The sequence below is a fragment of the Mucilaginibacter aquariorum genome (assembly GCF_024498135.1).
GTDB lineage: Bacteria > Bacteroidota > Bacteroidia > Sphingobacteriales > Sphingobacteriaceae > Mucilaginibacter > Mucilaginibacter aquariorum.
In genome coordinates this window covers 1-12336 of record NZ_JANHOH010000012.1, presented here as the reverse complement: position 1 = coordinate 12336, position 12336 = coordinate 1, and the positions used below count along the sequence as shown (strand labels likewise).

Sequence of the window (12336 nt, the reverse complement as noted above, 5' to 3'; positions counted from 1 at the left end):
AAAGCTCAAATAAAAATGCTTTGTAAACAATAGCTGCAAGCCAATTGTAAATATATCAAACATACTATCATGAAGATCATCACCCTGCATAAACCAGTTAATATTGATCAGCTTTTTAATCACTTGCAAGACAGGCTGAACCCTATCTTTCAAAAGCAAAGGCAAAGCGATATCAGCTTTAACATAGCTAATACCCCCACCGGCATCGAGATAAGCTACCCTAAGTTGTATGAAGGCATTTTATTTACTATTACCGTGCAGGACGATCAGCTTTGGATAACCCGCAACGAGCATTATGTAGATGACATTAACTCCATTACCGTTGAATCTATTCTGAACAGCCTGTTTGATGATATATCAGGCGGGCAGGGCACCGACCTGCTGCAAGAGGGTTAAATACTTAAATATAATTTTTAGCTTTAGCATAAAAAACCTGCTATGCCTAAATTTTATACGTTGCTTCTATGTCTCTTCATAGCCATAAGCCCGGTTAAAGCGCAAAAGCCTGTTGCTGCTACACCAGGATACCCGGTTATTATTAATAAGGATACGCTATTTAAATTTTATACTGCTCAGGGTTTATTTACCCCTACCGAACGCGCCCAGATAGTAACCAAGCGCATTAACGGACTGATACAACGCTTAGATTTTGTTGCCGATTCGTTAAAGCTAACGCATGACAGCGCACTATCCGTCATCACCTATAAATCAGAAATTGTATTTGCTGTTAACGAACAGGATAGTAAGTTTTCTGAGTTAAGCCGCAAGGCACTTGCCGATAACTACTACACCCTGTTAAAGCAGCGCCTTAAAACCGCTACCGAAACTTATAACCTAAAAGAACTGGCGATACAGGTGGGCGAAGCCATTTTGGTATTTGCCTTACTCATCTTTTTAATATGGCTGGTTAACCGTGCCTTTGCCTGGATAGGGTCGAGAATAGTTAACAGCTGGACCCGGCGCGTTGATGCCCTTGCACAAAAAGGGGCGCCGGCCAATTATGTGAACCGGTTACTCCCCTTCATAAACACATTGCTGCGTGTTGTAAAGTTTGTAGTGATTATACTACTCGTATACCTTTCGTTACCGGTTCTGTTCTATATTTTCCCGTGGACTAAACCCATTGCCACGCAGTTATTGGGGTATGTTATTAATCCGCTAAAAAGTATTGCACTGGCGTTTTTAAGGTATATCCCCAATTTGCTTACTGTACTGGTTATTTATGTTGTTACCCGTTACATTGTAAAGTTTATTGGCTTTATAGCGACCGAAATAAAGAATGGGGCGTTTACCATCAGAAATTTTTATCCCGACTGGGCCATCCCTACCTATAACATTATAAGGGTGATACTTTACGCGTTTATGTTTGTGGTGATATTCCCTTATCTGCCGGGTTCGCAAACCAAGGTTTTTCAGGGAGTGACGGTGTTTTTAGGGGTGCTGTTCTCGTTTGGGTCTTCATCGGCTATATCAAACATGGTGGCGGGCATTGTGCTTACCTATATGCGCCCCTTTAAAGTGGGCGACCGGGTAAGGCTGGGCGAAGTTACCGGCGACGTTATTGAAAAAAACTTATTGATAACCCGTGTAAGAACCATTAAGAACGAGGACATCACTATTCCCAACTCATCTATATTAAGCGGCCATGCGGTTAACTATACCTCGTCTGCTAAAACACTTGGGTTGATCTTGCACAGTACAATAACCATAGGCTATGACATGCCCTGGCAAACCATACACCGCTTACTTATTGATGCCGCTTTGGCAACCGAAGGCATACAACCCGAGCCAAAACCCTTTGTGTTACAAACCGAGTTGAATGATTTTAACGTGGGTTACCAGATAAACGCCTATACAGATATGCCGAAAAAGATGGCCCTTATTTATTCAGAGCTGCATAAAAACATACAGGATAAATTTAATGAGGCCGGTGTTGAAATTATGTCGCCGCACTTCACATCGATACGCGATGGCAATGGCATTCAGATCCCCGATGATTATAAACCCGAGGGATATAAAAGCCCGGGGTTTAATGTGAATAAGGCGGAGTAGGTAGCCCGTTGGCTGAGGCCTAGCGATTGCAGGGGGCAGTAAACAAAAAGCCCCCCTTGTAAAAAACAAAGAGGGCTTCATATAATATATTTTACACTTATCCGTAAATCCAGCTGAATTTATATTCCAGCATTGGGTTTTTCATACGTTCGGCAACGCGTATTAAACGGTTTGGAAGGTTCATGATGTAATCACGGGCTTTTTCGCCATCTTCTTTTAAGTCGATAACGCTTTCAATGTGCCAGTCTTCAATCAGTTCCTTTAATATATCTACGTAATCAATAGCAGTATAAATACCCAGGCGTTCTGCGGCATCGGTAAAGTGACCGAAGGTTTGGCCTATCTTCAAACCAACCTCGCGCAGGAAATGCGCCGGCATAACAATTTTTTTACGCATCATATCCTCAAAAGCTAACATAGCCTCATTCGGATCAACCTCAAATATTTTTTCGATAAAGTATTTGTAAGCTTTCGCGTGGCGTGCTTCATCGCCGGCAATTACGCCGCACATTTTAGATAACAATGTATCGCCATCTTTTTTAGCCTGTGATGCCACCCTGCGGTGAGATACGTTTGTAGCCAGTTCCTGGAAAGATGTGTATATAAAGTTACGGTATGGGTCGTGGCCGGTACCTATATCAAAGCCATCGGCAATTAAGTATTGGGTAGATACCTCCATGGCGCGCATATTAACACGGCCCGATAGGTATAAATATTTATTTAGCAGATCGCCGTGGCGGTTTTCTTCTGCGGTCCAGTGGCGTGTCCATTTCATCCAGCCGCCTTCTTCATTATCAGATACGCCTTCAACCATAGTTAACCACGATTCGTAGGTAGGCAATGCTTCTTCGGTGATGGTATCACCTATAAGTACAGCAACAAGGTCATATGATAACCCTCGGGCGCTTTCCTGCATTTCTTTTATTTCGCTAAAAAACGTATCTCTTGAAGCATCAGGCAAAAAATCTGATGGCTGCCATATTGTATCAATGGGTTTCAAATATTCGTTCATCTTCTCCAGCATGAACTTTTCAATATGCCCCATTACCTCTTTGCGTTTTTCTTCGAAAAATTTCATAGTACCTTATTAGTGAGCAAAGTTAATAATTAATGTCAATATTATTTCGCGCCGGTATAATCAATCGCCTGTTTCATACAACCAGACAGGGTATTAATTGACGGCGGGCCATTAAATATAGAAAAATTGGTATTATAATCCCACATTATTCCGGGTATACCCATGGCCTTTAAATTTTCACGCACCGATTTTATATAGCGGCAACGGCTATCTGCATCGGCATATTTATTATATACGCCATACTCGCCGCATAATATAAGAACATCATATTTAGCCGCCCAGTTTTTAACAATTTGCAATTTATCATGTACCGATTGTTCTTTTCTTATCTATTTTTCTAATGAGGTTACAATGTTATACGCAGCATCTTTCCACACTTTGGGATTCATGTGGGGAGGCTCGTTATATAATTCAAAGAAAACCTTTTCCGGGCTTTCCCGTATATACCTCTTAGTTAATTTAAGCCATTGGTTAATAATCTTTGGCGTTTCAGTTAAATAGTTAGTATCGTTCAGGTTCCCGTAGTGATAATCAATAATTAGCTTTAAACCATATGTATTACATTGTTCCAAAACTTCATCGATATGAGTAAATACTTTCTCAACCGTAATTTTATTAGTTTCGAAGTATGCAAAAGCAACCGGGAGCCTCACGCTCTTAAAACCTAACCTTTTAATTAACTCAAAATCGGTATTATTTATCGGTTTTATACTCAAAATATCCTTGTTCCAGGTTTGTTCCAACCACGATATGCTAATTCCATTATTCAGGCTTTTTGCCCGGTTAAATGCCGCTTGCCTTTGGGTTAAGGGTATTGGATTGCTTTTTGCATTAGCAGGTTGCATAATTATAATTAATGTTATAATAAGCAGGGATGTTAACAGTTTCGGAAATGTATTTTTGAGAGCTGTGTTTTCCAATATCTTAATATTTGTTAAGAGCCGATCTTATATTATAATTTAAGGATACAAAATGTTTGTTCAAATTTCAAAGGAAGAATATAAAAGAGAGATATCAAAAAAAGCATGGTATCAAACTAATAACATAATCTGGACAATTATATTTCTATATCCTCTATTCAGTATTGTTGATTTTATATTTGCTAACAGTATTTGGCTGCAGTTTTTTATCATAAGGATCATTACAGTGATGATCATTTATGGGTTAAATGCGTTTTTTCAAGCCAAAAAATATAATTACCGTACCCTGCTGCACATAACCTTTTTTCTGCTCTCGGTAACATCGGCCATATTATGTAATATAGTTAACATACAGCAGGAAACTACCTACTATTTAATTTTTGCCGTCATCATATTGTTTTTCAATCTACAGGTTTTTTGGGAGCCCATTCATTCTATTATACAAACCTTAATAGCCTTATTGCTGCTTGCTGTATTTTATACTGTTTTGAACGTGAACGATTACTCTTTAGACCTGGTTATCAACAATGGGGGGCAAATGTTTTTCATTATCGCGTTTATATCATGCTTAATACCTAACGCCCGTTACAAGGTTATTGCCCGCGATGTACGCTCACAAATACTGATCGAAAAATCTAACGAGCAGCTTAAAGAGCAAAACCACGATATTAACGAGAAAAATAATATTATAGACAGGCAGTATGAACAGCTGCGCAAGCTGGACGACCAAAAGAACAGCTTTATAAATATTGCCGGCCACGATCTTAAAAACCTTATTGGCTCTATTGTAATGAGCAATAACATGCTTAGGGAAGAAGATTACCGCCTAAGCGCCGATCAAAAGGAGTATACCGGCTACATTGCAGAATCGGCAGAGAAGATGCAGTATATGCTTAATAAGTTAATGGATGTTAAAGAGCTGGAATCGCCTGAGATGAAATTCAATATGGAGATCTTTGATATTAACACCGAGGTTATACACGTATACAAAGGCCTGATAGAAACCGCCCAGATGAAGAACATCCATCTGATTGATAATATTCTAAAATTACCCCTTAACGTAAAACTGGATAAGGTTTTTGTTGGCCAGGTGTTTCAAAACCTGCTATCAAACTCTATAAAGTTTTCGCAAACCAACAACAATATAAAAATTGTTACCAGCCTGCAGCGCCAAAAATTTGTTTTCGAAATTATTGACGAGGGCGTTGCCATTGGGCAGGAAGAGCTGGATATGATGTTCAATAAACTAAAAACGCTTAATGATGCATCGGGCACTATAGAAAGCAAGCTTGGCCTGGGCCTTTCAATTGCTAAGCTAATGACAAAAGAACTTGGCGGCGAACTAAGTTACCGCAGTGACGATAACGGAAATTATTTTAGAGTAGAATTTTACGTAATAAACTAACACCTATACCTGATGAAGAGACTTTTAACCTTACTAACCTTTATATTACTTAGTACAGCTTCGTTCGCCCAAACTATTGTGTCATTCAAAGCCATGGGACATAATGATGACGAACCCATATTTGGTATGAGCGGTGCCACATCCTTTTATTTTAAGATCACACCACAGTATGAAGTAACCGGCAGTAAACTGGTTATTTACTTTGAACCATCACAGGCTTTGATCCGTGATAAGTCATACATCAATTTATTTGTTGGTTCGAAACCGGTATACAGCGCCCGTTTAACAAAAGACTCTATTCAAAAAATAACCTTAACCCTTACAAAGGCCGATGTATCTGCCGATAATTACCTTAAGATAACGCTTAAGACGCTGTTGACCATAACAGATGATCCCTGCCGCGATCTGGATAACCCGGCTATGTGGTTAAAAATCAAGAACTACTCTTACTTATCATTAGTAAAAAGCAATAAAAACTTTTTCAATAATATAAACATCAGTAACTGTTTCGATTCTAAAACAGCTATTGTATACAACTCAAATCCATCTTTACATGACCTTAAGGCAGTTGCATGGGCGTACGCGCGGTTAAAAAAGACCCAAACAAAAAACATTGGCGTATTTGAAATAGGCAAACTACCTGATAGTGTACGTAACTACATTATAGTTGGTGCTATGCCAACCCTTCGTGATGATAAACGCTCCCTTGTAAAGGTTAGTCCGCAAACCAACCAGGGTTTATTATATCTGCATAAGTCCCTTACTACCGTAGTTGACACTGTTACCCGCATGGTAGATGTAAATGGCAAGTTTACCCCGGTTAAAACGGTATCGCAACAAGTTATCCCTACCGAGATCTTATTTGTAACCGGTGGCGATGACGCCGGTTACGAAAAAAGTATTACCACGTTAGGTAATATGAATGTGCTAAATTCAACATTTGGCGATTACCTGCTGGTAAATAAAGCGCAAAACACTTTCTTTAAAACTACCGACGAGAACCGCTCTAAGCTATCGTTAAAGCAAATTGGCGGTGCCAGCGATTTTTTATCGGGTATAGGTTCGTTAAAAAGCGCGTTTAACTTTAAGAACAGCGATTTTAGCTTTACCCCTAAAGAAGTAGAGATACGTATAGTTGCTAACTACAGCGCCTTAAACCCCGGCGACCGTGGTTTCTTTAACATTTACCTGAATGGTTTATTGCTAAGCAGCGAAAAACTGGATGCATCCGGCAAATTAAACACATCGGTTACCATTAACAGGTATCAGCACCACAAATACAACACACTGGAGGCCGAGTTTAGGTTTTATCCTAATAACGGTAACTGTAAAAACAGCTTCATCAACTTTTTTGCCGAAATTGATGTTGACAAATCATACCTGGAATCAAAAAACCCGTTCATTACAAGCGATCTGAGCTTTTACCAATACCCCGAAGCGTTTAACAGCGGCACAACACGTATTGTGGTATCAAAGAAATTTGCCAAATATGCCGCCGGCGCCATGGGCGAAATTATTTATGAGCTGAATAATAACATCAACGCAAATAATTTCCCGGAGTTTATGTACTCTGATGATATTATCGCTAACCCGTCAGAATTAAAGAAAAATAATATAATAGCACTGTTGGCTAAGGATGATCCATTGCTTAAACGAAACGAGTTCCCCGATGCCCCTATCAAATTCGACCGGGACTTCAGGCTGTACAATACCGATAATAACACAATTGTATATTCCCTGTCTGATACCACCTCAAATGGTTTGGCGCAGATCTTCTATGGGCGAAGCAACAACGCGACATTGGTATTAACCGCAACGGGCCAGCACTTATCTGAAGCTTTCCTGGCTGCATCAAAATCAATTACCGAGCAGCTTTCAACGTTAAGCAGCAACGTTTGTATATCTGATGTTAACAACAACAAGTACCTGTTTAATATAAATAAATCAAGCGAGAACCTGGAGTATATTGACACGAAGAGCGCGCTTACCCGTTTCTGGGATAGTTATAACCTGTACATCTTATTAGGTATACTGGTGCTTATTCTTTTGTCATTCCTTTACATACGTTCAAGGGTTCAAAAATCGCAGGACCTGTTTAATGACTAAGATTCCGGGCGGGGCGCTAAATTTAAATTATATAGTAATTTTTTCATGAGTATATCAATTCCTGAATTGTTGACTAATGATGGGTTTATCACAGCAGGTGAACGCGATGCAATTGAAAAACATTCAGTGGCATCTGGTTTATCCTTCATTAAGATAGCGCTCACTTTAGGGTATATCTCACGTAAAAATTACGACAGATCTATACTTAACGCCGGTTATCATATTCATGAGGCCCCCCGCGAGGAGGCTTATGACCCACAGGTTTTAAGCAAGATAGACCTTAGCTTTGCACACGAGCGCTTAGCCATGCCGCTACGGATAGAAAACAATAAAGTGGTGTGTTTAATGGCTTCGCCGGATGATGCGCTGTTTATAGATTTTATCCGGTTCACCTATGACCTTGAACCACAGATAATCATAGCATCCGATATGGATATCACCTGGCTTAGCAATAAGCTTTTGGGCGATAAATACATTAAATCGGCAGTGTTTGAATTAATGAAGCGCGACCCCGATAGCTCGGCGGTGGTTACCTTCTCAACCGCTCAGCTGATATTCATTTTTGTGTTGATAGGCATAGTTACCATAGGCCTCATCCTAAGCTTTAAAAACACATCCATTATCATCAACGTTATCATTAGTTCGTTCTTTTTGGTGGCTATTATATTCAAGCTATTTTTAGCGCTTGTAGGTTCCAGATTTGAGCTGTACCAGGCCGTTACCAAAGACGATCTGAAACAGGTTTATGATGATGACCTGCCCATTTACACCATATTATTACCGGTATATAAAGAAGATAAGCTGATAAAAAAGCTGATATGGAACCTGCAGTCGATAGATTATCCACGCCATAAACTGGATATTAAACTGTTGATAGAAGAAGATGACGACAAAACCTTCAACGCGGTAAAAAATCTTGATTTCCCTGCCATATTTGAGGTGATAGTAGTGCCTTTTCACATGCCTAAAACCAAACCAAAAGCATGTAACTACGGCCTGCACTTTGCCCGCGGCAAGTACCTAACCATTTACGATGCAGAGGATATCCCAGATACCGATCAGCTTAAAAAAGTAGTATCCTTGTTTGGTAAGCTGCCCGAAGAATACATTTGTGTACAAAGCGCACTAAACTACTTTAATCGTAACGAGAACTTTTTGACCAGGATGTTCACCCTCGAATACTCCTATTGGTTTGATTACATGCTTCCGGGGCTGGATACATTGGATATTCCCATCCCCTTGGGTGGTACAAGCAACCACTTTAAACTGGAAGAACTGATTGAGCTTGGCGCATGGGATCCGTTCAATGTAACCGAAGATGCCGACCTTGGTGTTCGTGCTTATGCAAAGGGTTATAAGATCGCTATCATCAACTCCACTACATACGAAGAGGCTAACAACGAACCCTTTAACTGGGTACGCCAGCGCAGCCGTTGGATAAAGGGCTATATGCAAACCTACCTGGTACACATGCGCAACCCGGTTGCCCTGTGGAAAGAAATTGGCTGGAAAGGTTTCCTGGGTTTTAACTTCTTTATTGGGGCAACGCCGGTTACCTTCCTGGTATATCCGCTGCTGCTCACCTTCTTTATTTGCTACGTTGTGTTTGATCTTTCCGGCATCCGCACCCTGTTTCCGGATTGGGTGCTGTTCATGTCTATATTTAACCTTATGGTGGGCAACATCCTCATGATATATATAAACATGATAGCGGTGTTTAAAAGGCGTTATTACGAGTTAATATTGTTTGCCATTGCAAACCCCATATACTGGCTAATGCACTCTGTAGCCGCTTATAAAGGTTTATATCAGTTAATAGTAAAACCTTTTTACTGGGAAAAAACTAACCATGGTTTAAGTAAAGTTAACAGCCCAACAAACATTGTAAAATAATGAAGCTAACGGGTACCATATTCTTATCAATACTTGCCTTTATATTGGTTATTTATTACCTGGTGTGCGGCATATATTTAAACCACCTGGGGTATTACAACCACGAGTCGTTATTTTACATCGAAAAATCTAAAATAGTTTTTGAAGGGTTGGGTAACCGCTTAAAAGTAATGGGCCTAACATCGCCGATACTGCCATTCTATGCTACTTTTATATTTAATATATTCAGCACTACACTGGCTCCGGTATTGGCATCGGCCGTAGGTACTGGCGTGCTATTCTACATAATAGCTTCAACAGTAGCCAAACGCCTTCCCGACGAGGGGTACATCTGGCTCTTACTTATCCTGTTTCTGTTCCATCCGGGTATAATTTACACCGCGGCATCTGGTAAAAGCATCTATCTTATACTTATCTTTTTCTTCCTGTTCTTTCTTAATTTGTTTAAGTTTTACCGGTCAAACACAACCTTCCACGTATCTATCGCCAGTTTATGCCTGGTCATATTAATATTTTGCGATTATAAGTTCATTTGGCTTACCCTTTTCTTTATCCCGCTGGTATTAGCTATCACCATAAACAGCTTAAACCTGGGCGAGCAGGAATCAATTTTCAGATTGTTCATAAGTTTCAATAGTCCATCCTTAAGGCGTAAGCTCATCAATAAAACATTCGCGCTGTACATCATTTTGTTCAGTCTTCCCCTGGCAGCCGTGTTATGTTACAAGCTGCTTAACCTTACCCACGCGAATGATCTTAATTACTTTGCCGAAAGCCCCTATGCTACATGGAACGTATTGATAGATAAACTGAGCTTCGACCAGTTAACCACCAACACTAATTACAGAATACCCGAAACCTCTATCCTGCTATCGGCACGTGTGGTACTGTTTTGCCCCATGATACTTATTGCCATATACCTTTTTAGGGAGAGCACCTACCAGGTATTAACCATACTTATCCCTTTCGCATTTATCGAGTTCCTGCACATTAAATACGATAAAGTATTTTTGGCTTATCAGTATTACATGATCTTTTTAATACTGGCCTATTTATGTGTAATTTTTAAAGCCCATACCGTCAAAAACCACAAGAGTTTTAAAATACTGCTCCTGCTAACCGTATTGGTGCAGCTGTATTTTGGCTGGTACTATTTAAGAACATCATCCATAGCCGAAGAGCAAAACTTTACAAACGCATTTTTTAACCGCCAGCCAGACAGCACCCAGGCAAACAATGTAGACGTGGCCAATTATCTAAACAGCCTGCCAACAAATTCACACGTGCTGCTAGACGATGCCATTGCTTACAATATAGTAGCCTTTACAAAGGATATAAAACCCGTTATAATGCCCTACGAAAGCAACTTCCTGAGTGCTTTGGAGACGCCCGATAAGTATGTGGATTATATAGTGGTGGCAACCGCCAAAAACATAGTATCAGGTTACACGCAGCTTAATGAAAAATACATTTTTAGCGTTAAGCGTACCATTCCCAATGTAAACTTCCGCAAGGTATTTGTAACCGACGACTGGATAGTTTATCGGGTAATCACCAATCGAAGCGGCAATACGTTGTAAAGGGTAGTTTTTAGTAAATCAACACCAGTATTTCATAGGATACGGTAGCCCCACTATCCGCTCATACGCCTGCAGGCCTTAGGAGCGGCTGCCATACCGGGCCCGTACTTGGCCGGTATACGCTGCTATCGGGTTTAGAGAATGCCCGTCCGAGGAATTGGGGTTAGCGGACGGGGCGACGGACGTCAGAGCTTCTCCCCACCCTGTCATTTCGAACGAGGTACGAGGAGAAACCTTTTACAATAAACAAGACCGCTTTGCATGTCGGGATGCAAAGTGTAAAAGATTTCTCTTCGCCCTATTGCACAACCCCTCCCGGCTCATTCGAAATAACAATTTTATTACTGCACACGCGGCAGGCAGAGGAAGTGATTAGTTATGAATAATATCCGCCAGTTCGCTCACATCCGTTTTCGCTTTTTTAGCTTGTTTCCTTTTTTCCTTCAGATAATCTTTAGCACGGTCTTTAAGCTCGGTTGCAGCTGTGTCTATGTCTGCTTTGCGTTTAATATAGAGGTATACAATGGCCCCTGCAAAAATTGCCCCGAGCGCCAAACCTGCTACTAACTTATTACTGCTATCGTGTTTTTTAAATGGGTTTTTCATGGTATATGTTTTCTAAAACAACACACCGATTAAAGTTTAGTTCTGTTTTGTTGAAAATAGACGGGGTGGAAGTTTGAAATTTCTTGTTGTACTTGTTTCAGTCTGTGTAGCGAATATAACGCTAACCCTACCGAAGAGCGCGGGGCTGACAAAAAACCGGGGCCGATGGGTAAAGGCCTGTGCGGGGAAGGATTTTTTTGTCTTGATCTTTTGCTTCTTTTCTATCAAGAGAAAAGAAGGAGCCTCTGCGGCGGCGAGCAGGCTATCGTTCGTAAAAGCACAACCCAATCATACACTCGCCGCACAAATATAAAAGCTGTAAATGATAGAAGTGGTGGCGGTATTTTGTCAGTATGCAAAAACACAACTACCTGACTATAAAGTATTAGTGAAAATTAACTATTGTTCACGGTCGTGAACGTGAACGCTTGAGGGGGATAGTCTGAAAGACGGGGAGTCAGTTAAGTCCGAAAGAAGTGCTGTGATCATCCGTTCCGTCTTGCGGACTTGCGGACTTTCCGTCTTACGGACAAAAAGCTATTAAACAAAGAAACCCCTCGTCTTTTGGACGAAGGGTTTAACTTTAAGATTGGGCACCGACCTACTCTCCCACATTTTACTGCAGTACCATCGGCTCTGGCGGGCTTAACTTCTCTGTTCGGAATGGGAAGAGGTGGACACCGCCGATATAGGCAC

Annotated in this window: 10 protein-coding genes and 1 rRNA gene; 6 read left to right on the top strand and 5 right to left on the bottom strand. The window is 40.7% G+C overall.

Features of this window, described 5'->3' with window-relative positions; translation table 11 throughout:
* Window positions 1–69: 69 nt before the first annotated feature.
* Window positions 70–396: a hypothetical protein gene (locus NPE20_RS24405; protein ID WP_256541327.1), complete on the top strand. Its 327-nt coding sequence runs from the start codon at window positions 70–72 to the stop codon at window positions 394–396.
* A gap of 42 nt (window positions 397–438) precedes the next feature.
* Window positions 439–2052 carry a mechanosensitive ion channel family protein gene (locus tag NPE20_RS24400; RefSeq protein WP_256541326.1) on the top strand — a complete coding sequence of 538 codons (1614 nt, stop codon included), beginning with the start codon at window positions 439–441 and terminating at the stop codon, window positions 2050–2052.
* 97 nt (window positions 2053–2149) lie between these two features.
* On the opposite strand, the gene NPE20_RS24395 is transcribed toward NPE20_RS24400, so the two are convergent.
* Genes NPE20_RS24395 through NPE20_RS24385 form a run of 3 tightly spaced genes read right to left on the bottom strand, consistent with a single transcriptional unit; the run spans window position 2150 to window position 3975 of the window.
* Complete coding sequence (locus NPE20_RS24395; RefSeq protein WP_256541325.1) at window positions 2150–3130, bottom strand: acyl-ACP desaturase; 981 nt, start codon at window positions 3128–3130, stop codon at window positions 2150–2152.
* A gap of 41 nt (window positions 3131–3171) precedes the next feature.
* On the bottom strand, window positions 3172–3429 hold the full coding sequence (locus NPE20_RS24390; RefSeq protein WP_256541324.1) for a hypothetical protein: 258 nt from the start codon (window positions 3427–3429) through the stop codon (window positions 3172–3174).
* A 30-nt stretch (window positions 3430–3459) separates the two neighbouring features.
* A complete protein-coding gene (locus NPE20_RS24385) occupies window positions 3460–3975 on the bottom strand; it encodes a glycoside hydrolase family 5 protein (protein ID WP_256541323.1) in 516 nt (171 codons plus the stop codon).
* Between the two features lie 127 nt (window positions 3976–4102).
* Between NPE20_RS24385 and NPE20_RS24380 the strand changes: the two genes are divergently transcribed.
* From NPE20_RS24380 to NPE20_RS24365, 4 genes are read left to right on the top strand one after another with little or no spacing between them, the layout of a single operon-like run.
* Complete coding sequence (locus NPE20_RS24380) at window positions 4103–5455, top strand: sensor histidine kinase (protein ID WP_256541322.1); 1353 nt, start codon at window positions 4103–4105, stop codon at window positions 5453–5455.
* Between the two features lie 12 nt (window positions 5456–5467).
* Window positions 5468–7561, top strand: coding sequence for a cellulose biosynthesis cyclic di-GMP-binding regulatory protein BcsB (locus tag NPE20_RS24375; RefSeq protein WP_256541321.1), 2094 nt, complete (start codon window positions 5468–5470; stop codon window positions 7559–7561).
* A 45-nt stretch (window positions 7562–7606) separates the two neighbouring features.
* Window positions 7607–9454 (top strand): glycosyltransferase, encoded by a 1848-nt coding sequence (locus tag NPE20_RS24370; protein WP_256541320.1) that lies wholly within the window; start codon window positions 7607–7609, stop codon window positions 9452–9454.
* Complete coding sequence (locus NPE20_RS24365) at window positions 9454–11034, top strand: hypothetical protein (protein WP_256541319.1); 1581 nt, start codon at window positions 9454–9456, stop codon at window positions 11032–11034. Before NPE20_RS24370 ends, NPE20_RS24365 begins: the two co-directional genes overlap by 1 nt.
* A gap of 372 nt (window positions 11035–11406) precedes the next feature.
* Here NPE20_RS24365 and NPE20_RS24360 read toward each other — a convergent pair whose 3' ends face one another.
* Both NPE20_RS24360 and rrf read right to left on the bottom strand, forming a co-directional pair.
* Complete coding sequence (locus NPE20_RS24360) at window positions 11407–11640, bottom strand: hypothetical protein (protein WP_256541318.1); 234 nt, start codon at window positions 11638–11640, stop codon at window positions 11407–11409.
* A 588-nt stretch (window positions 11641–12228) separates the two neighbouring features.
* Window positions 12229–12336, bottom strand: a 5S ribosomal RNA gene (rrf, locus tag NPE20_RS24355); the annotation flags it as partial.